Genomic DNA, 23,446 nt, shown 5'->3' on the forward strand with positions numbered 1-23,446 from the left:
ATCAGTCGTCCTCGAGCGTCAAACGAAACTGCGCCGCTTCGATATCTTTCGGCGGCTGCAGGCCCAGATGTTTCCACGCCGTTGCGGTCAAAATACGTCCGCGCGGCGTGCGCTGAATGAAACCCTGCTGGATCATATAGGGCTCGATAATGTCCTCGATGGCATCGCGTGGCTCAGACAAGCCAGCTGCGATCGTTTCGATGCCAACGGGACCACCGCCGAAGTTTACGGCGATCATCGTCAGATAACGCATGTCCAACTGGTCAAGACCCATATTGTCCACGAGCAGCCGCGTCAGCGCCTCGTCGGCAATCTGTCGCGTCACGGATTCTGCCCGCGCCACCTCGGCAAAGTCACGCACACGGCGCAACAGCCGCCCGGCGATGCGTGGCGTGCCACGCGAACGACGCGCGATTTCTCGAGCACCCTCTTCCGTCATCGGCAATCCCATGATGCGCGCACCACGCCGGACGATCAGTTCAAGTTCTTCCACCGTATAGAAAGACAGGCGAACGGGAATACCGAAGCGATCTCGCAACGGGTTGGTCAAAAGCCCGAGCCGGGTGGTGGCCGCAACCAGTGTGAATTTCGACAGATCGATTTTCACGGACCGCGCAGCCGGTCCCTCACCGATGATGAGATCGAGCTGAAAATCCTCCATCGCCGGATAGAGGATTTCTTCCACGGCAGGGCTCAACCGGTGGATTTCGTCGATGAACAGAACGTCCCGTTCTTCCAGATTGGTCAGCAACGCCGCCAGATCACCCGCTTTTGCGATCACGGGTCCCGAGGTGGACTTGAAGTTCACCCCCAGCTCCTTGGCCATGATCTGCGCCAGCGTCGTCTTGCCCAGCCCCGGCGGCCCGACGAACAGCACATGGTCCAGAGCCTCGCCACGGTTCTTCGCCGCTTCGATAAAAATCTTGAGGTTAGCCCGCGCCTCCGCCTGGCCGGTAAAATCATCCAGCGTCTGCGGGCGCAGCGTCGTATCGATATCTTCGCCGCGCTTTTCCGAAGAAATCAGCCGTGCCGCATCGCTCATGCCAAAAGTTCCATTCCGGGTATTTTACGCGCCGCTTTCTGGTCGAACGTATATGTCACCCTGCACTCTTCGCTCGCGGACCGACACGCAATCAACGCGTCGGTAAAGTCCGCATTGTTCTTTTCGACCAAGCGCAATGCCTTGACCACAAGGTCGTGACCTTCGACAAAAAGCCCCCGGGTGTGCAACAGCTTTTGTAAGGCGACCGTGACCTGCTTTCGATCGTATCCATATTGGGATCGCAGCGCCCAATCGAGCTCTATCAGCGTAATGAGCGTGACGAAAACAGTGTGGCTTTTCCCGATTTCAGCACCAAAACGCAATGCTGCCTGATGTTGCCTCGGGTCATCCTTTACGAAAAGTCTCAGCACAACATTCGTATCAAGACCAAACATATTCATGCGGCAGCTTCCGCGCTCTCGTCGTCGGTGTCGACAACATTACCGCCAGCGGTTTTCAGCACGACCTCATCGATCTCTTCCAATGTGGCGCGTCCCCTTGGAGGCGTACCCAGCACACCTGCCAGATCGTTGAAATCGACATTTTTGGGTGTCAGCACCACTTCGCCATCGATGATCGAGTAGACGATCTGGTCTCCGGGGCGAAGGTTCAAAGCCTCACGCATCTCTTTCGGAAGAGTCACTTGCCCTTTGGACGAAAGCGTTAATTCCCACCCCAAATCAAAAATCCTCCGAGAAAATCGCAATTGTAGGAAATTTTATCATTTCTCCAACAGAACATCAATCTGACATTACCGCGAAAGCTCCCTCAATCCCAACCGGATGAGTTTCGCACTATCTCCACCCTCCCCACCGTTCTTCAGCGCCGCAGCAACCGCGTTGGCGGCCTGATCGCGGGAATAGCCGAGATTGGTAAGTGCGGAGACGGCATCCGCCACCGGCGCGGATGCGACCCCTTCGCCCAGTTCCTGCTTGAAGCCGATGGAGGACGATGCCTCCCCGGCAAAGGCAGGAGCCTTGTTGCGAAGCTCTGTAACGATACGCACGGCAACTTTCGGCCCGACGCCGGGCGCACGCGACACGACGACCTTGTCTTGAAGGGCAATCGCGTTGGCAAGCTCGGATGGCGTGAGCGTCGACAGGACGGCTAACGCGACCTTGGCACCGACACCCTGAACGCTCTGCAACAGGTTGAACCACTCCCGCTCCAGCGCGGTCAGGAACCCGAACAGCCGCAACTGGTCTTCGCGCACATAGGTCTCGATGAAGAGGACCACGGCCTCGCCTGCGGAACCCAGGCGCGACAGGGTGCGCGCCGAACAGTAGGCCACGTAACAGACACCGTGAACATCGACGACCACATGGTCATCGCCGATTTCATCGATCGTGCCTTTGAGTTTTCCAATCATGGGAATGCCTGTGAAAAGAGGAAATCAGCTTGCGGCCAGCACGCGGCGCATGCGCTCGCCTGCTCTGTTGTGTGCGTGGCAAATGGCGATGGCAAGCGCATCAGCCGCGTCATTACCCTTGAACTCCGCCTTCGGCATCAAAATTTTCAACATCATGTGAATCTGCTGCTTTTCACCATGCCCGACACCGATCACGGCTTTCTTGACGGCATTCGGTGCATATTCCGCTACCGGAAGACCCGCGCGTGCCGGAACCAGCATCGCGATACCGCGTGCCTGACCAAGCTTCAGCGTTGCCACAGCATCCTTGTTGACGAAGGTCTGTTCCACCGCCGCCTCGTGCGGTTGGTGGGAATGGACGATTTCGGACAGGCCATCATGCAACTGGCACAGGCGCGACGCCAAGTCCATATCGCCATCGGACGTGACTGTCCCGGAGGCCACAAAACGCAGGCTGTTGCCCAGCGTTTCTATGATGCCCCAGCCCATTCGCCGAAGCCCTGGGTCAATCCCGATAATTCGAATCGCATTTGTCATGTGGCACCCTACCGTTCAGGCGCAAAACCTGCCAGCGATAAGTGAACAAAACGACAACATTGCAAAAGGTCATGCGAACGCTCTCGGGTAGACTGATCAAGACGGGCTCTATCCACCGCCGCATATCTGCACCAGTTTTTTTTGATCCATCGTTCAATTCGGCGCGATTGCACTGGCAAATTTGGCCACAAAACTTACATCTTTCACAACACGAAACGCATCAGGAGCGTCCTATGATTCCCTTTTCCATTCTCGATCTGTCGCCCATCGGTGAAGGCGAGAACGCGAGCAAGGCGCTTGAGAATTCGCGCCGCATGGCCATTAAGGCCGAAGAACAAGGTTACGAGCGCATCTGGCTGGCCGAACACCACGGCATGCCTGGCATCGCCAGCGCCGCCACTGCCATCGTCATCGCCCATGTCGGCGCCGCGACATCGCGCATCCGAGTCGGCTCCGGCGGCGTCATGCTTCCCAACCATTCGCCGCTCGTTATCGCTGAACAATTCGGCACGCTGGATGCCTTGCTGCCAGGCCGCGTCGATCTCGGTCTCGGTCGCGCACCCGGCACAGACATGCGCACGGCGCGCGCGTTGAGACGCAATCTCGATGCCGGTGCTGAAAACTTCCCGCATGATATTATCGAACTGCAACAATATCTGGGTGCACCGCAGCCAGACCAGATGATCCTGTCTGTACCCGGAATGAACTCCAATGTGCCGATCTGGCTGTTGGGTTCCAGTACCTACAGCGCGCATCTGGCAGCGATGCTCGGTCTGCCCTATTCCTTCGCGTCGCATTTTGCGCCCGATATGCTGATGGACGCCATCGCCATTTACCGTGAGCGCTTCCAGCCGTCGGCAACGCTGAAAAAACCCTATGTAATGGTTGGCGTGATGGGCGTGGGCGCTGACACGGACGCTGAAGCAGAGCACCTGTTCACTTCAGCGCAACAGCAATTCGTCAACCTGCGAAAGAATATCCGAAGCCAGTTTCCACGGCCGGTCGAAAGCATGGATGACTATTGGAGCGACATGGAGCGCATCACGGTCGATCATACGCTGAGATACGCGGTTGTCGGCTCCCATGCGACGGTCGAACACAAACTCGGTGAGTTCCTGTCCGCCACTGGTGCAGACGAACTGATCGTCTCCATGCCCGTTCACGATATTCAGAAACGGCTTCGCTCCGTCGAGGTGTTCGCCGACGTCCGCAGCGAGTTGAGACAAGCTGCCTGATCGCCAGTCGTCAGGGCGATCCTTCTTTCATAAGGGGTCGCCCACGACATCGCTCAAATCGACGATGTATCGCTCGGAATTTTTTGGATCGGTCAAGACACGGAGTTTTCGTCCCTCCAACTCAGCGGTGGGGTCTACCCAGATAGCTCCACTTTCATAACGCCTCGTACGACCGGTCTTCGGGTCGGTTCCCTGCGTGACGACCCGGAACGGATTGGCACCGTTAACGACCACCCTTTCATCACGGAAAACATGCAGGAACTCCGCCTCCACCGGCTGGCCGAAGCGCAGCAGCCAGGCAGTGCGACGTTTCTTCAGCAGAATCACAAAAAGCGTGCCGCCGCCAATGAGGGAGAACAGGAGCCCAAAACCGCCAAACATGCCGGGCAGAAAGTAGCGGCCCATCATATCGTTGATGATGGCGCCGGATGGCGATAGCGGGTCGTAGAGAATAGTGACCGCTTCCCCCCGCGAGAAACGCGGCGGAGAAGATATCACGCGGTCTGCCATTTCCTGCGGCTGGCCTTTGGCATCGGTAAAGCGAACGATGGCGGTGTAGCCGGTTTCGTCTCTCTTGCGAACGAGGTCTGAGACGACGCCTTCGGCCCGCAAGGCCCTTGCCGCAAACTGTCTGTCCTCATGCAACATGCCGACGCCGATTGCGGCAAAGACGAGCCCAAAAACGAGAAAGCTCCATCCAAACAGCTTGATAATCTTGTTCACGCTCCGCCTCCCTTTCCGCATGCGTTTGAAGGGTAAGACAAAAGAAAAATTAAACCAAGGGTGGAAATTATATTTATCGTATGACGAGGGCACCATAAAGAAATGCCCCCCGGCATTGCTGCCGAGGGGCTTCAAAACAATAGGAGTGAGACACATCAGGCCGAAAGCCTGGCCATGATCTCTTCCGATACTTCGAAGTTCGAATAGACGCTCTGAACGTCGTCGTCGTCTTCCAGGTTGTCGATCAGCTTCATCAGCGACTGCGCTTTTTCCTCATCCACGGGTACCGTGTTCTGTGGCTTCCAGATGGATTTGACGCTGTCAGCTTCCCCGAGAACCGCTTCGAGAGCCTTGGACACCTCGTTCATCGCTTCGAAACCGCAGATGATCGTGTGGCCGTCTTCGCTGCTTTCGACGTCGTCGGCACCAGCTTCGATCGCCGCTTCCATGACGGTATCGGCATCGCCGACAGAGGCCTTGTAGGTGATTTCGCCAACGCGGTCGAAGGAGAAGGACACCGAACCGGTTTCACCCAGCGCACCACCAGCCTTGGTGAAGATCGAGCGGACGTTTGACGCCGTGCGGTTGCGATTGTCCGTCAGCGCTTCGACGATGACCGCCGTGCCGCCTGGACCATAACCTTCGTAACGCACATAATCGTAGTTTTCTGCATCCGCACCGGATGCCTTCTTGATAGCGCGGTCGATATTGTCCTTGGGCATGGACTGCGCCTTGGCGTTCTGGACAGCCAGACGCAAAGCCGCATTCATGCTGACATCCGGCAGACCGGACTTCGCAGCAACGGTGATTTCACGCGCAAGTTTGGAGAACATCTTCGAACGGATCGAATCCTGTTTTCCCTTGCGATGCATGATGTTCTTGAACTGTGAATGGCCGGCCATGGCACCCCTGATCGGATCGTTTGTTTGGATTGCGGTGCTTATAAGTGCGATGGCCCGGCTGTTCAAGCCCAGATGCCCACTCTTCTCGCAACACATGAGACGTGGAGCCGCAAGCGGTTGTCAGGGCTGAGGGGCCACATCTAAGGGAACTGAAATGTACTCTCTTCGTTTGGTTACCAGGACGAAGCGGGCAGCCTTGCTTAGCTATCGTGACCGATAATGAGAAACGTGAAGGAGACACATCAATGGTCAGTCTGAGTGAAGCACGCGAAGCCCCTGCCCGTCAGCTTTGGGACGAAATCAATTCCGTGCATGCCGGGATGCTGGGCCTTGAAGGCTTTCACAACCACATGCAGCCAATGGCGCCCCACGCTGATCCCAAGACCAACACCATCTGGTTTTTCACCAAGAAAAGCGCAGATCTCGTCCAGACGCTGAAATCCGGTGCCCGCGCCCATTTCTGCGTCATCGGTAAGGACCACGATTACCATGCGTGCCTGTCTGGCATGCTGGAAGTGCGCGAGGACAAGACGAAGCTCGACGAATACTGGAATTCCGTCACCGCCGCATGGTATGAACACGGCAAGAGTGACCCTGATCTGACGATGCTTGCTTTGCACGTAGACGATGCTGAAATCTGGGCATCCACCGACAGCACGCTGAAATTCGGCTGGGAAATCGCCAAGGCGAACCTGTCCGACGACAAGATGCCGGATATCGGCGTGCGTCAGCATCTGACCTTCGCATAACACTATCCCCGCCACCGCTCATTCACATGCCTTGTGGCACCAGAATTTGCGGCTGGCGGGGAAGACTTCGCATGGAGACGCTGATGACAGGATCGCTGGCGTAAGCGATCTTGAATTGGGGACCGAACGTCACCAGGAATTGCTCGAGACCGCTCGGCTGGTGCATGGGCAGGATCAGCGCAGATCGCAGCCGTTTGACGATACGGCTCATGCTATCCGCTCCCATCGTCAGCCCTCCGTCAACGGGCACCATCAAGATATCGAGACGTCCGATCTCGGCATATTGGGTCTCCGTCAACTCGTAATGAAGATGACCGAGATGGCCGATGCAAAGGCCCGCCACCTCGAAGATAAAGATCGAATTCCCGTCCTTTTGCAGCAAGCCGCCACCACCCCAGCGATTGCGAATATCGGACGTGACATTGCGAATATAGACATCCCCTACCTGCAGTTTATGGACGGCCTTCTCGCCAGGCACATCGCTCCAGCCATGCAGCACGTTTTTGATCGAGGGGTCGGGATATAACGTATAGTGCGTTGAATGAGCGTTGTTCATCGTCACGACATCGGGCGTTACAGGTGGCAGATAGACACCGTTATAATCCGTCGCGATCGTCACACCATCCGGTGAGGTGATCAGAAAGGTCGAGTGACCAATATACTGGATTTTCACCTCTTCCTTGGTGGCTTGGATGCGCTGCACATCGGAAGGTTTGAAGCGCGCAAAAGTGGCCCCGGGCATTGACTGCGCGATAGCTTGGCATTGACTGATTGGCGGGCGATTGATGGAGGGGCGACTTGGCTGTTGCTGGGCCTGCGTCGAGGCTGCACCCAACAGAAATCCGGTCAATGCGAGCATCAGCATGCGAAGCATTACGCCACTCCCTTCACAAGGTGAATGGTCAGCACGATGCGGCAAGGTGCCGGCATCGTAAAGAGTCGATCAGGTCCGGACGCTCACATTCACGTCATTTGAGGTAAGACGAGTAAGGCCGAGCTCTTTGCAAGACTTCAAACGCCTCTACGCACAAACGCAATCAAACCCAGAATGGCGGGACCGTCTCTGCAAGCCTCGGCCCGATCCGCAGAGGCGCTATCTTTTCGGCAAGACCTGTTCGGTCGGAAATCTCGACGCCCACGCCGCAGATCGTTGCAGGTCCGCTGGCAGCTTCAAACCGGCCTTTCGGCATTTTCGAGATGAAGCGGTTGATCGGTTCTTCCTTTTCCATACCAAGGGAAGAATCGTAATCGCCGCACATGCCGGCATCCGACATATAGGCCGTGCCACCGTTCAAGATCTGCGCATCAGCCGTTGGCACGTGGGTATGGGTGCCCACGACAAAGCTTGCGCGACCGTCGACAAAATGGCCAAAGCACTGCTTTTCGCTGGTCGCCTCGGCGTGGAAATCAAAGATGATGGCATCCGCCTGCTCACCCAGCGGGCAGGCGCCCAGAATGCTTTCTGCCGAGGAAAATGGATCGTCCAATTCCGGGTGCATGAAGACGCGACCCATGATGTTGGCGACGAGAATGCGGGCGCCGTTGCGGCCGTAGAACAGACCCGAACCCTTGCCCGGCGTTCCCTTCGGATAATTGGCAGGCCGCAAGAACTGGTCGTGCCGCTCGCAAAACGTGACGGCCTCTTTCTGATCCCAGACATGGTTGCCGGTCGTCACGACATCGGCACCGGCATTGATCGTCTCAAGGTAGATTTCCTCGGTAATGCCGAAACCACCAGCGGCGTTCTCGCCATTGACGATGACGAAATCCAGATTGAGATCGGAGATCAGTCCCGGAAGACGCTCCCACACCGCCGTGCGGCCCGCCTTGCCAACCATATCCCCGAGAAACAGTAATCTCATTCCGTCGTCCTGCCGTTGAAATATCGTAAGCCGCTCTCGGTCAGAACGGCATGCAGCGCCACGTCATGCGCTTGCGCGGGCACTGATGGCACTTCCTGGAAGTCGAATGCAATGCCGACAAGGGTTGGTGCAAGTCCTTTTGCATGGAGTTTTGCGATTGCGCGGTCGTAATGTCCGGCGCCATAGCCGATTCTGTGACCCGCCGCATCGAAAGCGGCGAGAGGAACCAGGAGAATATCGGGGTCCAGCACCTCCGAACGTTCGTCCGGCCCGGTCGTGCCGAAGCCGGTCCTGACCAGCGGAGTGTCGTTTGAAAACTCTCGAAACGCGATCGTCTCGCGGTCCAGAATGACCGGCAGGCAGAGGCGTGCGCCGCGCACGCGCAAACCATCCATCAAGGGTCGCAAATCTGCCTCTGAGCGAATGGGTAGAAAGCCGGAAATTGTCGCCCCCGCCTCGAATTTCAGATCCGCTGCACCATGGGCGGCGATGCTGAGACTTTTGTCGAGGCGGTCCTCAACGGAAAGAGCGTCCCGCAGGGCGAGACGCTCAATTCTGATCTGTGCTTTATCGAGGTGACCCGACGTCATCAGGCTGCCCGGCTGACCAGCACCTTGTCGATGCGGTGACCGTCCAGGTCGATGACTTCGAAACGCCAGCCGTTGCGGGTGATGTGTTCGCCCAGCTCCGGCAAACGACGGAACTCGTCCAGCACCAGACCGGCCACCGTTTCGAATTCGGCATCATCGGAAATCTGGAAACCCATGCGATCGGCAAACTCGTCGGCGGGCATCCAGCCGGCCACAAGGAAGCTGCCATCTTCGCGCTCCACCATGGCTGGCTCTTCACCGTCGTCTTCCTGGAAGGCACCTGTAATGGCCTCCAAAACGTCGCCGGAACTGATGATGCCTTCGAAATGACCGTATTCGTCGTAAACGAGAACCATGTGAACCGTCGAGCGGCGCAGCGATTGGATGACATCGACCGCACTCGTCAGGTCCGACACGACGGGGACTTCGCGCAACAATTCGCGAATATTGAGTTCCTTGCCGAAAGCAAACGCATCGAACGCATCCTTGACGAAGAGAACGCCGAGAATTTCATCGGAGGCGCCATTGCGCACGGGCAGACGCGAGCGCTGCGTGGCACGCAATTGCTCACGGATTTCCGCTGCCGAATCCTCGATATCCACGACTTCCACGTCGCGGCGTGGCGTCATAAGACCACGGGCATTGCGATCTGCAAGCCGCATGACGCTGGTGATCATGGCGGATTCTTCGGTCTCGATCACGCCGGCGCTGTGTGCCTCGGCCAAAACGGTGCGAATTTCATCGTCGGTAACGGACGCGTTGGACTCGCCGCTATGGCCGAGGATCGCGAGCAACAGTTTGCCGGAGCGATCCAGCAGCCAGACAACCGGCGCACCGATCTTCGACAGCATCACCATGGCGGGCGATACCCGCACGGCAACCTTCTCAGGGTCACGCAAGGCAATCTGCTTGGGCACCAATTCGCCGACGATCAACGAGAGGTACGTAATCGCAAGCACCACAGAACCGACACCGATGGCGTCGGCGGCGCGGTCGGGCACACCCTGTTCCAAAAGCCACCCGGTAAAGCGGGCACCCAGTGTCGCACCGGAAAACGCACCTGAGAGAACGCCGACAAGCGTAATGCCGATCTGCACGGTGGACAGAAAACGTCCTGGGTCTTCGGAAAGAGTAAGCGCCATTGCGGCGCCTCTGCTGCCTTGAGCGGCAAGCACTTTAAGCCTCGCCGGTCTTGAGGAGACAACGGCAAGCTCGGACATGGCAAGCACACCGTTCAGTACGGTGAGCAGGACCACGGTCATAATTTCAATAAACAAGTTTCGCTCTTTTGGGCTGTTGAACGGCGTGTCGCGGCTGCAACCACAATCGCTAGAGTTGAAAGCGGGAGCGGACATACCAACACGGAGCATAAAGAATTGTTCCGCCAATGCAATGACCGGAAGATGAAAAACAAATTATACAGTCGCTAGACCGTGCATCAGCCGACGCAACCACACGTTTAAGGTGCGCAGCACGCCTATTTCCTCGGCGGAGGGACGAGCAGCAAAGCTCGGTCAATCAATCAAAAGAGTGCGATCCGCGGCGACCGATGGAGTTTTACGATCCTGGGTGCCTACAAACGTAGGTGGGCGCCATATGTCCAAGCCCACGGGCCTGGCCAGGGACAGCTCCCTTTGGATCGAGTATGGCCCCAGGGATTGAGTTTCCTGTCGAGAAGCGCAGAACGCAACTTCTATATAGGGCGGTTTGATGAAATGCGGAAGGGGCAACCTACTGCAATATCGCCGAAAATAGCTTGCCGCTTCAAAAAACAGGCTTTGCAGTAAACCCTTGAAGCGCTCTAATTCACGACCGGCTTCGGACGCGCCACCAGCTTTTCGGTAATGCCGTTCAAGCGGGTGGACAATTCGGAGATAGCGTCCACCAGCATCTCTTCTGTCTTGGCCTTGCTTTCCGCCATTCCATCGCGGTTTTGCTGCAAGGTCGCGACCTTGGCCTCCAGCGCCTCGATCTTGCGCGAAAGGTCCGACATCTCGTCTGTAATCATGATACCCGCCATGACAGTCAGCCTGAGATCACCGATTTCGCCGAACTGGCTTTTCAAATGACCGACATACTGGTCGAACTGGCTGGCGAGATCGGTCAGATGCGCTTCCTGCCCGGCCTCGCATGCCATGCGGTATGCCTTGCCGTCGATCATCACTGTGACTTGAGCCATGATATCCTAAATCCTTATCGATCCAGCACTGCGCGGATGGTCTCCATTGCGGTCACCAAACGGCGGGAAACCTCACGGTTGACTTCCTCCAAACGGTTGGCGCGAAATTGCGACTGGTCAAGCTCCTGCGCCAGCCGCGCGCGGTCCACATGCACGCGCTTTACCTCGTTTTCGACCTCACCGCTTTCGCGCTGACGCTCGATCCGCATGTCGATCGCGTTTTCAAGGCTATTCATGGCGGAGCTGAGCTCCGTCAACGCGATCTGTATGGTTTTTTCCGCCGTCATCGTTTCTTCCAAACCGCCAGAGCCAAGCCGAATCGTTGTCTCTTGGTGTCAATCAGGGCGCTTGCACGATATGACCTGATTAACGCCCACGTCAATCAAACCAATACATTCAAGCACTTTGCGCTGTGGATGAATGCAGCACGGCAAGGGCCGAATGTGGGCGGCGGCCCGAATATTGCCAGAATAGGGAACGATTTTTGTTGGCTATAGAACCGCAAGCACCCCTCGTTTTATTGACAGCACCGCCCTACCTGCTATGCATCAACCCGCTTTTTGGATAGTCATAATGGCTATCTCCTTTCACCCGGAACAGACGGAAAAGCCATGATTTCTCGCGACAAACACGACCGGATGGCCAATGCAATCCGATTTCTTGCCATGGACGCTGTGGAGAAGGCCAATTCCGGCCACCCAGGCCTGCCATTGGGCGCTGCAGATGTGGCCACGGTCCTCTTCACACGCTACCTGAAATTCGATCCCAAGGCATGGCAATGGCCAGACCGCGACCGTTTCGTGCTGTCCGCCGGTCACGGCTCGATGCTGCTCTACTCGCTCCTTTACCTCACGGGGTATGAGGACATGACGATCGACGAGATCAAGCGCTTCCGTCAGTTGGGCTCCAAGACCGCAGGTCACCCGGAATATCACCACGCGACCGGCATCGAAACCACCACTGGTCCGCTGGGTCAGGGCATTGCCAACGCCGTCGGCATGGCCATTGCCGAGCGAAAGCTGGAAGAAGAGTTCGGCTCCGATCTTCAGAGCCACTTTACCTATGCGCTGTGTGGTGACGGTTGCCTGATGGAAGGCATCAGCCACGAAGCGATTGCGTTGGCTGGCCATTTGAAGCTCAACAAGCTCGTGCTCTTCTGGGATAACAACAACATCACCATCGATGGCGAAGTCGGCCTTTCCGACAGCACCGACCAAATCGCGCGCTTCAAGGCCGTTCACTGGAACACCATCGATATCGACGGTCACGATCCCGAAGCAATCGCCAACGCCATCGAGGCTGCTCACCAGTCCGACCGTCCGACCTTCATCGCCTGCAAGACCATCATCGGTTTTGGCGCGCCGAACAAGCAGGGCACACACAAGGTGCACGGCAATCCGCTGGGGGCCGAAGAAATTGCCGCGGCCCGCAAGAGCCTGAACTGGGAAGCCGAACCCTTCGTCATTCCAGAAGACGTCCTCGACGCCTGGCGTCTGGCTGGCCTGCGTTCCACCAAGACGCGCCAGGAATGGGAAGCCCGCCTCGAAGCGACAGAGACCGACAAGAAGGCTGAGTTCAAGCGCCGCTTTGCGGGCGATCTGACCGGCAACTTCGACAGCTCCATCGACGCTTTCAAGAAAAAAGTGGCTGCGAACAACCCGACCGTTGCGACCCGCAAGGCATCCGAAGACACGCTCGAAGTCATCAACGGTATTCTCAATGAAACGATTGGCGGTTCCGCCGATCTGACGCCATCCAACAACACCAAAACGAGCCAGATGAAGTCGATTACACCGACCGACTTCTCGGGCCGTTATCTCCACTACGGCATTCGCGAACACGGCATGGCAGCAGCCATGAACGGCATCGCGCTGCATGGCGGTCTTATTCCCTATGCTGGCGGTTTCATGATCTTCTCGGACTACTGCCGTCCGTCCATCCGCCTCGCCGCTCTCATGGGCATTCGCGTCGTTCATGTTCTGACGCACGACTCCATCGGCGTTGGCGAAGACGGTCCGACCCACCAGCCGGTCGAGCAGATCGCAGCCCTGCGCGCCATTCCAAACCTTCTGGTCTTCCGCCCTGCGGATGAAACAGAAACGGCTGAAGCCTGGCAGTTTGCCCTTCATCAGAAGAACCGCCCGTCTGCCCTGGCGTTGACCCGCCAGAACCTTGCGCCGGCCCGCAAGGATTATGAGGAAAAGAACCTCGTTGCCTACGGCGCTTACGAGCTGGTTTCGGCAAGCGACGCCAAAGTCTCGATCTTTGCTTCGGGTTCGGAAGTCGAGATTGCGCTGAAGGCTGCCGCAGACCTCAAGGTCAAGGGTATCTCGACCCGCGTCGTTTCTGTTCCGTGCTTTGAACTCTTCAAGGAGCAGCCGGAGACCTACCGCAAGGCGATCATCGGCAATTCGCCGGTTAAAATCGGTGTCGAAGCGGCCATCCGTCAGGGCTGGGATTACTTCATCGGCAACGATGGTGCCTTCATTGGCATGAATTCCTTCGGTGCATCCGCACCGGCCAAGGATCTCTACAAGCAGTTTGGCATCACGGCCGAAGCCGTAGTTGCTGCTGCAGAAGAAAAGCTCGGCTGACCGCCTGAAGAGAACCGGGAGCGGCGCGACGTGTCTTGTCGCCGCTCCAAGCATATCAAACAGAATTCGACGATATTGACAGGGAGTAGCTCAATGACTGTAAAAGTTGCCATTAACGGCTTTGGCCGCATCGGCCGTAACGTCCTTCGCGCCATCGTGGAATCCGGTCGCACGGATATCGAAGTGGTCGCCATCAACGACCTCGGACCGGTCGAAACCAATGCCCACCTGCTGCGCTATGACAGCATCCACGGTAAATTCCCGGCTGACGTGAAGGTCGAAGGCGATACCATCATCGTCGCCGGTGGCAAACCGATCAAGGTCACAGCCGTGCGCGATCCGGCACAGCTGCCGCACAAGGGACTTGGCGTCGATATCGCACTGGAGTGCACAGGCATTTTCGTTGCCCGTGACAAGGCCGCCGCCCACCTCACCGCAGGTGCCAAGCGCGTCATCATCTCGGCACCTGCCGAAGGTGCAGACCTGACGGTCGTCTTCGGTGTCAACCACGACCAGCTGACGAAGGACCACCTCGTCATCTCCAACGCATCCTGCACCACGAACTGCCTCGTGCCGGTCGTCAAGGTTCTCGATGACGTCGTCGGCATCGATCATGGCTTCATGACCACGATCCACTCCTACACGGGCGACCAGCCAACACTGGACACCATGCACAAGGACCTGTACCGCGCCCGCGCCGCAGCCCTGTCCATGATCCCGACCTCGACTGGCGCCGCTAAGGCTGTCGGCCTCGTTCTTCCGCACCTCAAGGGCAAGCTCGACGGCACCTCGATCCGAGTTCCAACACCCAACGTCTCGGTCGTCGACTTCAAGTTCGTGGCCAAGAAGGCAACGACGATCGAAGAAATCAACGAAGCCATCAAGGCTGCTTCCAACGGCAAGCTCAAGGGCATCCTTGGTTACACCGACGAGCCGCTGGTCAGCCGTGACTTCAACCACGACAGCCACTCTTCCATCTTTGCAACGGACCAGACAAAGGTCATGGAAGGCAACTTCGTGCGTATTCTGACGTGGTACGACAACGAATGGGGCTTCTCCAACCGCATGTCCGACACGGCAGTGGCACTGGCGAAAACCATCTGATTTTTCGCAGAGTACGAGTAAGCAAAACCCGGCGGGAGCGATCCTGCCGGGTTTTGTGTTTTATTGCGTTTTGTTTATATTATTTCAGATAAATCGAATTGTTGACCGTGCTGTGCAAGTCGTAGGATGATAACACTGTCATGCTCGACAACGAACGCCACACTGATGCTGCGCTCAAACCCCACGATCCGTAGGCCTTCTCTCACATCGCTGCGCAGGCTTCCACGCTCAGGGAAAACATCAAACGATTCCAGATAGGATGTGAGACGACCGACATACTGTCGCACGACAGGAGTCGACATAGAAGTGGCGCTTACATAACGATAAATCTCAACGAGGTCGGCCTCTGCCTCCGGCGACAAACGGACAACGTAACGCTTCATTTCTCGCCGTTATCGATGTCATCAAAATGACGGCGCAGATTTGAAATGCTGTCCTTCAACAAAGATGCACGTTGGGGTCCGGTCTTATGCGCATCATAGGCAGCCGCAACGTCTTCCTTCAGCCATCGCTCCACGGCCAAGTCACGCGCGGCTAGCGTGCGCAGTCCATCACGAACAACTTCGCTTTCCGTCGCGTATTCACCAGACGCGACCTTCGATTTTACCATCTCCGCCATATCGAGGGGCAAAGTGACACTCAGTGATCTCGTCGTCCGCATCGTGTTGCCTTTCCGTGTTTAAACGCATCCTACCATACGACACGATTAAATCCTACACATCGCCTCGCCGTCAGAAACTATCCTTCGCTTCCTATCCCTCATTTTTTCCGCCACCGCCTTGCTCTGGTCCACTTTCCCCCGGAAAAATCGAGGCTAGGGATTCGGTCGCGTGCAATGCGCATCGTGCCCTGCCGTATCAATCGATACACCCGCCTTGCCCTGCCCTGCGCACATCCGTGCGCCAAGGCCGTCCAACACCCGGGCCGGATTGACTGCTGACGTGCAGAGCATGCTTTGTAACGACCTTGGCAAAAGGACGTATGCTTGGAATCGTTTTACATATTGCTGCTGGTCGCCACCGTCCTTGTTCTCGTTGCCGCATTTTCAAGCCTGATCGCCTACCGCTTCGGCGCGCCTCTTTTGCTTCTTTTCCTGATGATTGGTCTCGCCGCAGGTACGGATGGGCTGGGCATTCATTTCAGCAACAACCCGCTGGCCTATATGCTGGGATCGCTGGTCTTGGCCGTTATCCTGTTCGATTCCGGTTTTGGCACCTCCCTCCAGTCCTTCAGGCTGGCGGCAGGTCCATCTATCGCGTTGGCCACCGTTGGCGTGGTGCTGACCTCGGTCTTTTTCGCGGGCGCTGCAGCGCTTCTGCTTGGCTTTTCCTGGCTGGAAGGCTTGTTGCTCGGGTCCATCGTGGCCTCCACAGATGCAGCCGCGGTGTTCTTCCTCCTGCGCATCGGCGGCATCCACATCCGCGATCAGGTGCGTTCGACACTTGAAGTCGAATCCGGCACCAACGATCCGATGGCCATCTTTCTGACAGTCGCGCTGGTGGAGGTCGTGGCCAAGGGTCAGGGCCTCGCAGGTTTCGACACCAGCTTTCTTCTGTTGTTCGTGCAGGAAATGGGGCTTGGCGTCATCTTCGGTGTGCTCGGCGGACTGATGATCGCCAACGTCGTCAACCGCTTCCAGGTGGACCGAGGCTTGGTGCCGATCCTCGTACTGGCGTTGGCGCTGCTCGTCTTTTCCTTCACCGGCGCGCTACATGGCAGCGGCTTTCTGGCGGTCTATGTGGCGGGCATCGTTGCTGGCAACCGCACCGTCTTTGCCAAAGGCGCCATCCGCAGATTTCACGAGGGCATGACGTGGCTGGCGCAGATCATCATGTTCCTGATGCTCGGCCTTCTCGCCACACCCTCGCAATTTCCGGCCATTATCGTGCCTGCGGTCCTGCTAGCACTGTTTCTGATCTTCATCGCAAGGCCACTTGCGGTCTGGCTTAGCCTGCTGCCGTTCAACTATACCCAGCAGGAGACGACTTTCGTTGCCTGGGTCGGCCTGCGTGGCGCGGTGTCCATTCTACTCGCCATCCTTCCAGCCTTGGGCGGGCTGGACGGCGCGGAGACCTATTTCAACGCCGCCTTCATCATCGTGCTTGTCTCGCTTCTGATACAGGGCTGGACCATCAAGCCAGTCGCCACACGGCTGGGTCTCATCGTCCCGCCACGCATGGGCGATGTGGACAAGCTGGAGGTGGACTTGCCCGGCACTGCCAACCACGAACTCATCTCCTACAGGGTCGCCAAAGGCAGTGCCGTGCTGCAGGGCGAGCGGATTCCACGTTGGGCCATGCCTTCACTGGTGGTGCGGGACGGCAAATCCATCCGTTATCAATATGCGGGCCGACTGCGGGAAAAAGATCTGGTCTATCTCTTCGTCATGCCCAGCTACACGCGCCTTCTCGACCGGTTATTTGCCAGCGCCAAGCCGGTGACAAAGGACGACGAGGATATTTTCGGTACCTTTGCCATCTCGCCGCAACGTCCGGCAAAAGAACTGGATGCATCATACGGTCCCGGCCTGCTCTCTCCTCAGGAACTATCGCTGACCGTTGGCGAACTCATCCAGAACCGCTTTGGTGGGAAAGCGGAATATGCAGACCGGGTGCGGCTGGGTTCCCTCATTCTGATTGTCCGCGATCTCGATGAAAACCATGCCATCTCCAGCGTCGGCATCTCGCTGGAGCCCGTGGAGCCGGCCACGGAACTCCCCGTCTTCATCAATCTGAAGGAAATCGTCCAGCGCAGCCGCGCCCGTCTGGCGAAACGAAAACGAACCCGCACGATGATGGCCTCCGGTAACAAGATACCGGTGCAGACACCCAGTACGGGCCAGGCAGAAAATGATGACTGAGCGACTTGCACCACCGGTCAGGCATAGTATGGTCGCGCGCAAAGCCATTCCGTTCAACGATATCAGGATCGATATATGCCCGCCTTCAAGACCCTCGATCACCTCACCGACATCTCTGGAAAGCGCGTCCTCGTCCGCGTCGATCTCAACGTTCCCGTTGCTGACGGCAAGGTAACGGACAAGACCCGCATCGAACGCGTTGCGCCGACGATCCTCGAACTGTCGAAAAAGGGTGCGAAGGTCATTCTGCTTGCCCATTTCGGTCGCCCGAAGGGTGAGCCCGTTGCCGATATGTCGCTTTCCCTCGTCGTTTCATCAGTCGAAGCCGTCCTGGGTCACACCGTTCACTTTGCTTCCGAAGCCATCGGCTCACAGGCCGCAGACGCCGTCGCCAAGATGAACAACGGCGATATACTGCTTCTAGAAAACACCCGCTTCCACAAGGGCGAGGAAAAGAACGATGCCGCCTTCGTGGCAGAGCTTGCCAAGAACGGCGACATTTACGTCAATGACGCGTTCTCCGCTGCTCACCGCGCCCACGCCTCCACCGAAGGCCTCGCCCGCCACCTGCCTGCCTACGCTGGCCGCACGATGCAGGCTGAACTTGAAGCTCTGGAAAAAGGCCTTGGCGCGCCTGCCCGTCCTGTCGTTGCCATCGTCGGCGGCGCAAAGGTATCGAGCAAGATCGATCTATTGATGAACCTTGTGAAAAAGGTCGATGCTCTCGTCATCGGTGGCGGCATGGCCAACACCTTTCTTGCGGCGCGTGGCACCCATGTCGGCAAGTCGCTGTGCGAGCATGATCTGGCCGAAACCGCAAAGCAGATCATGATCGAGGCCGCGACCGCAGGCTGCGCCATCGTGCTGCCGGAAGACGGCGTTGTGGCCCGCGAATTCAAGGTTAATGCCGAAAACGAAGTCGTTGATATCAACGACATCCCTGAAGACGCGATGGTCCTCGATGTCGGCCCGAAATCCGTCGAGGCCATCAAGGGTTGGATTTCCCGCGCTGAAACACTGGTCTGGAACGGCCCGCTCGGTGCCTTCGAAATCGCCCCCTTCGACACGGCGACCGTTGCCGCGGCCCAGCACGCTGCAGAATGCACGAGAAACGGTAAACTCGTTTCCGTCGCCGGTGGTGGCGATACGGTAGCAGCGCTGAACCACGCAGGCGTCGCAGACGACTTTACCTATATCTCCACCGCAGGCGGTGCGTTCCTGGAATGGATGGAAGGCAAGGTTCTGCCAGGCGTCGCTATTTTGAACGAACAGAAGTAAGAATATCGTCTTATCCACCACACTCACCGTCATCCTCTGGCTTGACCCGAGGATGACGGCGGAAAAAATCTGCCAACCCCACATTTAAAAAATTTTAAAGATTTCCTAAAGTTTCAAACGATTGAAATCATTTCAATCGTTTCAATGATTTAGCCTGCCATTTTCCTGCCTCGGAAGTTCTGTTAACCCGAATTCATTGTGCCAAGGGAGATTGAAAATGACTGAGCGTCTTGAAGATATCGCAGTGAAAATGGTTGCTAATGGCAAGGGTCTGCTGGCTGCGGACGAATCGACCGGCACCATCAAGAAGCGGTTTGACGGCATCGGCCTCGAATCCACGGAAACCAGCCGCCGCGATTACCGCGAAATGCTGTTTCGCACAGACGAAGCGATGAAGGAGTGCATCTCCGGCGTCATCCTTTATGAAGAAACGCTTTTCCAGAAGGCTGCCGACGGAACGCCTTTCGTTGACATCATCAAGGCCGCGGGCAGCATTCCGGGTATCAAGGTCGACACTGGCGCGAAGCCGCAGGCGTATTTTCCCGGTGAGACAGTCACCGAAGGCCTCGATGGCCTCGCTGATCGCCTGAAGACATATTACGAGGCCGGTGCGCGCTTTGCCAAATGGCGCGGCGTCATCAACATTGGTGATGGACTGCCAACATGGGGCTCCATCAAGGCTGATTCACAGGCGCTCGCCCGTTACGCAGCGCTTTGCCAACAGGCTGGCATCGTTCCCATCGTTGAGCCTGAAGTGCTGATGGACGGTGAACCCGGCACCCATAGCATCGACCGTTGCGCCGAAGTCACCGAATGGGTCCTGCGCACCGTGTTCACCGATCTCTACGACGCCCGCGTAAACCTCGAAGGCATGATCCTCAAGCCGAATATGGTCATCGACGGCAAGAACGCCCGCAAGGCATCTGTCGATGAAGTGGCGGAAAAGACGGTCAAGGTTTTGAAAGCCACCGTGCCATCCGCCGTTCCGGGCGTCGCCTTCCTGTCCGGCGGCCAGTCCGCGGAAGAAGCAACCGCGCATCTCTCGGCCATGAACGCAGGTTACGACCTGCCATGGGCGCTGACCTTCTCCTACGGTCGTGCACTGCAGGATACGGCGCTCAAGGCTTGGGGCGGCAAGGCTGAAAACGTCGCCGCTGGCCAACGGGCCTTCCAGCACCGCGCTGAAATGAACTCGCTGGCGGCGCTCGGTAATTGGACACAGGACGTCGAAAAGGCCGCTTGAGCCAACCTCTTCACCAAACTGACCAACCACACCGCTCGCAACCCTGTTGCGGGCGGTTTTGTTTGTGCAGGCAGGTGAAACCAAGCACCTTTCATAGACCCTCAAGGACGCAGCAACAGCACCAGGGTCCAGATGACAAAAGCAGAGACGGCGATCTTCCAGCAATCGCCACGCTTACGCAAACCTGGCAGGCCGAGCGGGCGGATGATTTGGATGCACATCGCCAAAAGCAGAAAAAGCCCGATTGCCTTCGTCATCCCGAAACCTTTTGGCTTTATTGAAACAGCGTCACAGGCTGGACATGTTTAATGTTCACCAAGGACCGGCAACCTATTCGCGCGTCGTCGACACAGATTGACATCTTGAATCGCTTAGCATGAGAGTGGCTTATGAGCAGAAACCTTCTACCCGTATTCGCTCTTTTATCCAGCACCTTGTTTCTGTTTCTGGGCAACGGCCTTCAGGGCCTGCTTCTACCGGTCAGAGGATCGGCAGAAGGGTACTCTAATGAAGTGCTGGGTTTTCTCGGTACCTCGTGGGCCGCAGGCTTCGTTGTCGGTTGTTTCGTGGCGCCCGCCATCGTCCGGCGTGCCGGTCATATCAGGGCATTCGGCAGTTTCGTCGCACTGATCTGCCTGACCATATTGCTGACCGGGCTCTTCATCGACGACGTGTCATGGGTCGCCCTGCGCGCGTTGACGGGTTTCTGCACCGCAGGCACATCGATGATCATCGAGAGCTGGCTGAACGAACGCGCCACCAATGAAAGCCGTGGGGCGATCTTTTCGCTCTACATCGCCATTACCTTGTTCGGGGTCGTGGCGGGTCAGTTGATCGTGCCCTTTGGCAATGTGAGCACCACATCGCTCTTCATGGTCTGCGCCATCATCTATTGCGTGGCCATTATGCCGGCCATGCTGTCAAAAGCCGAAAGTCCAAAACCCCTGAAGAAGGTGAAGCTGGACCTCCGAGCGCTTTACCGAAACTCACCGGTCTCATTTATCGGCATTCTGCTCATCGGCATCGCCAATGGCGCATACGGAACGCTAGGCGCGGTGTTCGGCGCGCGTGCGGGACTTGATCCGACCACCATCGCAATCATGGTCAGTGTGACCATCTTTATCGGCGCCCTGGCGCAGTTTCCCGCAGGTAAGCTGTCAGATAGGATAGATCGGCGATATGTGCTGGCGGGTCTTTCCGGTGTGGCGGCACTTGCAGGCCTTGCGGTCACACTGATCCAGCCCGGCCATGTCTATGTGCTGATCGGCATGATCGCGGTCTATGGCGCGACTGCAAACGCGCTGTACCCCATCGCCGTAGCCCATGCCAACGACTACGCGTCATCGGAAGATTTCGTCAAAGTATCGGGCGGGTTGTTGCTGCTCTACGGCATTGGCACCATCATTGGCCCAACGCTGGGCGGCCCGATCATGACATCCTTTGGCCCCTATGCCCTGTTCTGGGTCACGGCCATCTCGCATCTCCTCATCACGGCCTACGCCATGTTCCGATCCAGACAGCGTGCGGCGCTGCCAACGGAAGAGAAAGACAATTTCTCGACCACGGCCATGGCGCAGATTACACCTGAAAGCGTCTCGCTCGATCCGCGTGCACCGCAATACCCCGAGGATGAGGCAGAGTTGGAAAAAGGAGCTGGAATATGAGCGTCTTCGATGATGAACCGTTGAAACAGCAGGCCACGACTCACGTGATCGGTGGCGACCTTGCACTTTTATCCGTCGATGACCTGACCGCCCGCATCAATGTTTTGCAAGACGAGATAAAACGTCTGGAGGTCGAGCGGGACAAGAAGTCAGCGGGGAGAAAGGCAGCAGAAAGCCTGTTTCGATCCTGATATCCTTAGCAACGTTTTATTAAGGTTACACGAAGGATCAGATTTCCGTTTACCATTAACGAAAAATTAAGCTTTTTAAGTGAATATTATACATGTTCAGTCCTGCTGAACCTCAGGCAGTTTCTCCTATCGGCGATTTGGTCTGATTTTTCTCCCTGTTTTACCTTGAGAGCCGCTTTTGCGGCTCTTTTTTTGTCTCGCCCTAATATTACCAAAGCTGTGGGTATTAACCTTTCTTTAATAATCAGCTTGCGCATTTGCGTTATTGATATCATCCTGAAAACACAAAGAGGCCGGAACTATTAAGCCTCTGTCCCGTTGCCTTAGTATGGTGCGTAAGCAGGATCCGAAAAAATGTCAGAACAGGTTTTGAATACCATAAGTTTTGCAGGCCGTGCTGCGGCATCCAACCAGTTTAAATCTCTCTATTCCGAGGGAATGACTTTGGTGGAAGAAACGGCGACTTACCTTGACGGTTCCGGACGTGCTGCTTCCAAAGTATTGCCGAGGATGGCCTCGGTTCTCTACGCGGCAGAGTCGATGCGTCTGACCACGCGCCTCATGCAGATGGCGTCTTGGCTTCTTCTCCAGCGCGCTGTGAACAACGGCGAAATGAGCCGGGATCAGGTTCTGAGCGAAAAGAACAAGGTTCGTCTCGACAACTTCAACGTTGATCGTAGCGCACCGGGCTGGGGCGACCTGCCTGAATCCTTCCGAGATCTGGTCGAGCGTTCGCTTCGTCTTCAGAACCGCGTCGCTCTGCTGGATCGCGAAATCTACCGTCCATCTGAAGCCAACAAGGTTCCAGACAACGAAAACAGCGTACAGGCCCAGCTCAACCTGCTGCGGACTGCGTTTTCCGGCAACTAAGCCGTTGGATACTGAAAATGAGAAAAGCAGGCTTCGGCCTGCTTTTTTTGTTTCCGCAATATCCACATCGTAGCCTCTCCTCTTGAAATCCGCGGCATCGTTTCAATCTGGGGCCGATTTGCAGACTTCTGTCTCAAGAGCAGAAACGCAACCAATCCCAACATCCAACAATAAAAAACCCCGGATCACTCCGGGGTTTTTTGCAGTCTCGATATTCAAGAGGATTAGAGGCCGAGGCCGCCAAAGCGCTTGTTGAACTTGGAAACGCGACCGCCACGGTCCATCAACTGCTGGTTGCCGCCGGTCCATGCTGGGTGCGACGTCGGATCGATTTCGAGGTTCATGACCTGACCCTCGGAACCCCATGTGGAGCGTGTTTCGTATTCTGTGCCATCGGTCATGACCACTTTGATCATGTGATAGTCGGGATGAATTTCAGCCTTCATGACAATCT

27 protein-coding genes and 1 other RNA gene are annotated in these 23,446 nt (G+C 56.8%); 10 read left to right on the forward strand and 18 right to left on the reverse strand.

What is annotated here, in order from left to right; translation table 11 throughout:
- Nucleotide 1 precedes the first annotated feature (1 nt).
- The 5 genes from ruvB to ruvC form a co-directional block, all read right to left on the reverse strand.
- A complete protein-coding gene (gene ruvB, locus RMR21_RS11620; protein WP_498668168.1) occupies nucleotides 2–1,042 on the reverse strand; it encodes a Holliday junction branch migration DNA helicase RuvB in 1,041 nt (346 codons plus the stop codon).
- The gene (locus RMR21_RS11625; protein WP_498668169.1) at nucleotides 1,039–1,443 is read right to left on the reverse strand and encodes a type II toxin-antitoxin system VapC family toxin; all 405 of its coding nucleotides are present in this window, start codon (nucleotides 1,441–1,443) and stop codon (nucleotides 1,039–1,041) included. Before RMR21_RS11625 ends, ruvB begins: the two co-directional genes overlap by 4 nt.
- The gene (locus RMR21_RS11630) at nucleotides 1,440–1,685 is read right to left on the reverse strand and encodes an AbrB/MazE/SpoVT family DNA-binding domain-containing protein (RefSeq protein WP_498668170.1); all 246 of its coding nucleotides are present in this window, start codon (nucleotides 1,683–1,685) and stop codon (nucleotides 1,440–1,442) included. The genes RMR21_RS11625 and RMR21_RS11630 overlap by 4 nt, the downstream gene beginning before the upstream one ends.
- 108 nt (nucleotides 1,686–1,793) lie before the next feature.
- On the reverse strand, nucleotides 1,794–2,411 hold the full coding sequence (ruvA, locus tag RMR21_RS11635; protein WP_498668171.1) for a Holliday junction branch migration protein RuvA: 618 nt from the start codon (nucleotides 2,409–2,411) through the stop codon (nucleotides 1,794–1,796).
- Nucleotides 2,412–2,435: 24 nt separating this feature from the next.
- The gene (gene ruvC, locus RMR21_RS11640; RefSeq protein ID WP_498668172.1) at nucleotides 2,436–2,948 is read right to left on the reverse strand and encodes a crossover junction endodeoxyribonuclease RuvC; all 513 of its coding nucleotides are present in this window, start codon (nucleotides 2,946–2,948) and stop codon (nucleotides 2,436–2,438) included.
- Between the two features lie 233 nt (nucleotides 2,949–3,181).
- Here ruvC and RMR21_RS11645 point away from each other — a divergent pair, with 233 nt between their 5' ends.
- Nucleotides 3,182–4,183, forward strand: a complete 1,002-nt coding sequence (locus tag RMR21_RS11645) for an LLM class flavin-dependent oxidoreductase (RefSeq protein WP_498668173.1) — start codon at nucleotides 3,182–3,184, stop codon at nucleotides 4,181–4,183.
- A gap of 27 nt (nucleotides 4,184–4,210) precedes the next feature.
- Here RMR21_RS11645 and RMR21_RS11650 read toward each other — a convergent pair whose 3' ends face one another.
- Both RMR21_RS11650 and RMR21_RS11655 read right to left on the reverse strand, forming a co-directional pair.
- Complete coding sequence (locus RMR21_RS11650) at nucleotides 4,211–4,906, reverse strand: DUF3592 domain-containing protein (protein WP_498668174.1); 696 nt, start codon at nucleotides 4,904–4,906, stop codon at nucleotides 4,211–4,213.
- A gap of 155 nt (nucleotides 4,907–5,061) precedes the next feature.
- Complete coding sequence (locus RMR21_RS11655; RefSeq protein WP_498668175.1) at nucleotides 5,062–5,808, reverse strand: YebC/PmpR family DNA-binding transcriptional regulator; 747 nt, start codon at nucleotides 5,806–5,808, stop codon at nucleotides 5,062–5,064.
- A gap of 245 nt (nucleotides 5,809–6,053) precedes the next feature.
- Between RMR21_RS11655 and RMR21_RS11660 the strand changes: the two genes are divergently transcribed.
- Nucleotides 6,054–6,557, forward strand: a complete 504-nt coding sequence (locus RMR21_RS11660; protein ID WP_498668176.1) for a pyridoxamine 5'-phosphate oxidase family protein — start codon at nucleotides 6,054–6,056, stop codon at nucleotides 6,555–6,557.
- A 22-nt stretch (nucleotides 6,558–6,579) separates the two neighbouring features.
- Here the strand turns inward: RMR21_RS11660 and RMR21_RS11665 are convergent, their stop codons facing one another.
- The 7 genes from RMR21_RS11665 to RMR21_RS11695 all read right to left on the reverse strand — a co-directional run bounded on the left by RMR21_RS11665 (nucleotide 6,580) and on the right by RMR21_RS11695 (nucleotide 11,475).
- Nucleotides 6,580–7,431, reverse strand: a complete 852-nt coding sequence (locus RMR21_RS11665; protein ID WP_498668177.1) for an MBL fold metallo-hydrolase — start codon at nucleotides 7,429–7,431, stop codon at nucleotides 6,580–6,582.
- 163 nt (nucleotides 7,432–7,594) lie between these two features.
- A complete protein-coding gene (locus RMR21_RS11670) occupies nucleotides 7,595–8,419 on the reverse strand; it encodes a TIGR00282 family metallophosphoesterase (protein WP_498668178.1) in 825 nt (274 codons plus the stop codon).
- Complete coding sequence (locus RMR21_RS11675; RefSeq protein WP_498668179.1) at nucleotides 8,416–9,009, reverse strand: 5-formyltetrahydrofolate cyclo-ligase; 594 nt, start codon at nucleotides 9,007–9,009, stop codon at nucleotides 8,416–8,418. Before RMR21_RS11675 ends, RMR21_RS11670 begins: the two co-directional genes overlap by 4 nt.
- Nucleotides 9,009–10,271, reverse strand: a complete 1,263-nt coding sequence (locus RMR21_RS11680) for a hemolysin family protein (RefSeq protein WP_498670149.1) — start codon at nucleotides 10,269–10,271, stop codon at nucleotides 9,009–9,011. Before RMR21_RS11680 ends, RMR21_RS11675 begins: the two co-directional genes overlap by 1 nt.
- A gap of 268 nt (nucleotides 10,272–10,539) precedes the next feature.
- A non-coding RNA gene (gene ssrS, locus RMR21_RS11685) (6S RNA) lies at nucleotides 10,540–10,698 on the reverse strand.
- A 112-nt stretch (nucleotides 10,699–10,810) separates the two neighbouring features.
- The gene (locus RMR21_RS11690; RefSeq protein WP_498668180.1) at nucleotides 10,811–11,188 is read right to left on the reverse strand and encodes a cell division protein ZapA; all 378 of its coding nucleotides are present in this window, start codon (nucleotides 11,186–11,188) and stop codon (nucleotides 10,811–10,813) included.
- A gap of 14 nt (nucleotides 11,189–11,202) precedes the next feature.
- A complete protein-coding gene (locus RMR21_RS11695) occupies nucleotides 11,203–11,475 on the reverse strand; it encodes a DUF4164 domain-containing protein (protein ID WP_498668181.1) in 273 nt (90 codons plus the stop codon).
- A gap of 324 nt (nucleotides 11,476–11,799) precedes the next feature.
- On the opposite strand from RMR21_RS11695, the gene tkt reads away from it, so the two are divergent.
- Together tkt and gap are read left to right on the forward strand one after the other, a co-directional pair.
- Nucleotides 11,800–13,782: a transketolase gene (gene tkt / locus RMR21_RS11700; protein ID WP_498668182.1), complete on the forward strand. Its 1,983-nt coding sequence runs from the start codon at nucleotides 11,800–11,802 to the stop codon at nucleotides 13,780–13,782.
- Nucleotides 13,783–13,875: 93 nt separating this feature from the next.
- Nucleotides 13,876–14,886, forward strand: coding sequence for a type I glyceraldehyde-3-phosphate dehydrogenase (gap, locus tag RMR21_RS11705; protein WP_498668183.1), 1,011 nt, complete (start codon nucleotides 13,876–13,878; stop codon nucleotides 14,884–14,886).
- Nucleotides 14,887–14,960: 74 nt separating this feature from the next.
- On the opposite strand, the gene RMR21_RS11710 is transcribed toward gap, so the two are convergent.
- Both RMR21_RS11710 and RMR21_RS11715 read right to left on the reverse strand, forming a co-directional pair.
- Nucleotides 14,961–15,269, reverse strand: coding sequence for a type II toxin-antitoxin system RelE/ParE family toxin (locus tag RMR21_RS11710; protein WP_498668184.1), 309 nt, complete (start codon nucleotides 15,267–15,269; stop codon nucleotides 14,961–14,963).
- Nucleotides 15,266–15,547, reverse strand: coding sequence for a ribbon-helix-helix domain-containing protein (locus RMR21_RS11715; protein WP_498668185.1), 282 nt, complete (start codon nucleotides 15,545–15,547; stop codon nucleotides 15,266–15,268). The genes RMR21_RS11710 and RMR21_RS11715 overlap by 4 nt, the downstream gene beginning before the upstream one ends.
- 324 nt (nucleotides 15,548–15,871) lie before the next feature.
- Between RMR21_RS11715 and RMR21_RS11720 the strand changes: the two genes are divergently transcribed.
- The 3 genes from RMR21_RS11720 to RMR21_RS11730 all read left to right on the forward strand — a co-directional run bounded on the left by RMR21_RS11720 (nucleotide 15,872) and on the right by RMR21_RS11730 (nucleotide 20,267).
- Nucleotides 15,872–17,746 carry a potassium/proton antiporter gene (locus tag RMR21_RS11720; RefSeq protein WP_498668186.1) on the forward strand — a complete coding sequence of 625 codons (1,875 nt, stop codon included), beginning with the start codon at nucleotides 15,872–15,874 and terminating at the stop codon, nucleotides 17,744–17,746.
- A 75-nt stretch (nucleotides 17,747–17,821) separates the two neighbouring features.
- Nucleotides 17,822–19,024 carry a phosphoglycerate kinase gene (locus RMR21_RS11725; RefSeq protein ID WP_498668187.1) on the forward strand — a complete coding sequence of 401 codons (1,203 nt, stop codon included), beginning with the start codon at nucleotides 17,822–17,824 and terminating at the stop codon, nucleotides 19,022–19,024.
- Nucleotides 19,025–19,241: 217 nt separating this feature from the next.
- Nucleotides 19,242–20,267, forward strand: coding sequence for a class I fructose-bisphosphate aldolase (locus RMR21_RS11730; protein WP_498668188.1), 1,026 nt, complete (start codon nucleotides 19,242–19,244; stop codon nucleotides 20,265–20,267).
- A gap of 101 nt (nucleotides 20,268–20,368) precedes the next feature.
- On the opposite strand, the gene RMR21_RS11735 is transcribed toward RMR21_RS11730, so the two are convergent.
- The gene (locus tag RMR21_RS11735) at nucleotides 20,369–20,524 is read right to left on the reverse strand and encodes a hypothetical protein (RefSeq protein ID WP_498668189.1); all 156 of its coding nucleotides are present in this window, start codon (nucleotides 20,522–20,524) and stop codon (nucleotides 20,369–20,371) included.
- A gap of 132 nt (nucleotides 20,525–20,656) precedes the next feature.
- Between RMR21_RS11735 and RMR21_RS11740 the strand changes: the two genes are divergently transcribed.
- The 3 genes from RMR21_RS11740 (at nucleotide 20,657) to rcdA (ending at nucleotide 22,992) form a co-directional block, all read left to right on the forward strand.
- Nucleotides 20,657–21,931 carry an MFS transporter gene (locus RMR21_RS11740; protein WP_498668190.1) on the forward strand — a complete coding sequence of 425 codons (1,275 nt, stop codon included), beginning with the start codon at nucleotides 20,657–20,659 and terminating at the stop codon, nucleotides 21,929–21,931.
- Nucleotides 21,928–22,122, forward strand: coding sequence for a DUF1192 domain-containing protein (locus RMR21_RS11745; protein ID WP_498668191.1), 195 nt, complete (start codon nucleotides 21,928–21,930; stop codon nucleotides 22,120–22,122). The genes RMR21_RS11740 and RMR21_RS11745 overlap by 4 nt, the downstream gene beginning before the upstream one ends.
- A 354-nt stretch (nucleotides 22,123–22,476) precedes the next feature.
- Nucleotides 22,477–22,992 (forward strand): protease adaptor protein RcdA, encoded by a 516-nt coding sequence (gene rcdA / locus RMR21_RS11750; RefSeq protein WP_174153882.1) that lies wholly within the window; start codon nucleotides 22,477–22,479, stop codon nucleotides 22,990–22,992.
- Nucleotides 22,993–23,216: 224 nt separating this feature from the next.
- On the opposite strand, the gene rpmE is transcribed toward rcdA, so the two are convergent.
- Entirely contained in the window at nucleotides 23,217–23,438 is a 222-nt protein-coding gene (gene rpmE / locus RMR21_RS11755; protein ID WP_045228450.1) for a 50S ribosomal protein L31, read from the reverse strand.
- Between the last annotated feature and the right edge of the window lie 8 nt (nucleotides 23,439–23,446).

The sequence above is a fragment of the Agrobacterium sp. rho-8.1 genome (assembly GCF_033957725.1).
Taxonomy (GTDB): domain Bacteria; phylum Pseudomonadota; class Alphaproteobacteria; order Rhizobiales; family Rhizobiaceae; genus Agrobacterium.

What these genes read in the sequence shown, in the direction of transcription:
- ruvA (WP_498668171.1), bottom strand. Translation starts at nt 2,411, where the DNA reads ATGATTGGAAAACTCAAAGGCACGATCGATGAAATCGGCGATGACCAT.
- RMR21_RS11745 (WP_498668191.1), top strand. Translation starts at nt 21,928, where the DNA reads ATGAGCGTCTTCGATGATGAACCGTTGAAACAGCAGGCCACGACTCAC.
- RMR21_RS11625 (WP_498668169.1), bottom strand. Translation starts at nt 1,443, where the DNA reads ATGAATATGTTTGGTCTTGATACGAATGTTGTGCTGAGACTTTTCGTA.
- rpmE (WP_045228450.1), bottom strand. Translation starts at nt 23,438, where the DNA reads ATGAAGGCTGAAATTCATCCCGACTATCACATGATCAAAGTGGTCATG.
- RMR21_RS11690 (WP_498668180.1), bottom strand. Translation starts at nt 11,188, where the DNA reads ATGGCTCAAGTCACAGTGATGATCGACGGCAAGGCATACCGCATGGCA.
- ruvC (WP_498668172.1), bottom strand. Translation starts at nt 2,948, where the DNA reads ATGACAAATGCGATTCGAATTATCGGGATTGACCCAGGGCTTCGGCGA.
- rcdA (WP_174153882.1), top strand. Translation starts at nt 22,477, where the DNA reads ATGTCAGAACAGGTTTTGAATACCATAAGTTTTGCAGGCCGTGCTGCG.
- RMR21_RS11735 (WP_498668189.1), bottom strand. Translation starts at nt 20,524, where the DNA reads ATGACGAAGGCAATCGGGCTTTTTCTGCTTTTGGCGATGTGCATCCAA.
- RMR21_RS11725 (WP_498668187.1), top strand. Translation starts at nt 17,822, where the DNA reads ATGCCCGCCTTCAAGACCCTCGATCACCTCACCGACATCTCTGGAAAG.
- gap (WP_498668183.1), top strand. Translation starts at nt 13,876, where the DNA reads ATGACTGTAAAAGTTGCCATTAACGGCTTTGGCCGCATCGGCCGTAAC.
- RMR21_RS11710 (WP_498668184.1), bottom strand. Translation starts at nt 15,269, where the DNA reads ATGAAGCGTTACGTTGTCCGTTTGTCGCCGGAGGCAGAGGCCGACCTC.
- RMR21_RS11665 (WP_498668177.1), bottom strand. Translation starts at nt 7,431, where the DNA reads ATGCTTCGCATGCTGATGCTCGCATTGACCGGATTTCTGTTGGGTGCA.
- RMR21_RS11715 (WP_498668185.1), bottom strand. Translation starts at nt 15,547, where the DNA reads ATGCGGACGACGAGATCACTGAGTGTCACTTTGCCCCTCGATATGGCG.
- ruvB (WP_498668168.1), bottom strand. Translation starts at nt 1,042, where the DNA reads ATGAGCGATGCGGCACGGCTGATTTCTTCGGAAAAGCGCGGCGAAGAT.
- RMR21_RS11730 (WP_498668188.1), top strand. Translation starts at nt 19,242, where the DNA reads ATGACTGAGCGTCTTGAAGATATCGCAGTGAAAATGGTTGCTAATGGC.
- RMR21_RS11670 (WP_498668178.1), bottom strand. Translation starts at nt 8,419, where the DNA reads ATGAGATTACTGTTTCTCGGGGATATGGTTGGCAAGGCGGGCCGCACG.
- tkt (WP_498668182.1), top strand. Translation starts at nt 11,800, where the DNA reads ATGATTTCTCGCGACAAACACGACCGGATGGCCAATGCAATCCGATTT.
- RMR21_RS11675 (WP_498668179.1), bottom strand. Translation starts at nt 9,009, where the DNA reads ATGACGTCGGGTCACCTCGATAAAGCACAGATCAGAATTGAGCGTCTC.
- RMR21_RS11695 (WP_498668181.1), bottom strand. Translation starts at nt 11,475, where the DNA reads ATGACGGCGGAAAAAACCATACAGATCGCGTTGACGGAGCTCAGCTCC.
- RMR21_RS11680 (WP_498670149.1), bottom strand. Translation starts at nt 10,271, where the DNA reads ATGACCGTGGTCCTGCTCACCGTACTGAACGGTGTGCTTGCCATGTCC.
- RMR21_RS11645 (WP_498668173.1), top strand. Translation starts at nt 3,182, where the DNA reads ATGATTCCCTTTTCCATTCTCGATCTGTCGCCCATCGGTGAAGGCGAG.
- RMR21_RS11740 (WP_498668190.1), top strand. Translation starts at nt 20,657, where the DNA reads ATGAGCAGAAACCTTCTACCCGTATTCGCTCTTTTATCCAGCACCTTG.
- RMR21_RS11660 (WP_498668176.1), top strand. Translation starts at nt 6,054, where the DNA reads ATGGTCAGTCTGAGTGAAGCACGCGAAGCCCCTGCCCGTCAGCTTTGG.
- RMR21_RS11655 (WP_498668175.1), bottom strand. Translation starts at nt 5,808, where the DNA reads ATGGCCGGCCATTCACAGTTCAAGAACATCATGCATCGCAAGGGAAAA.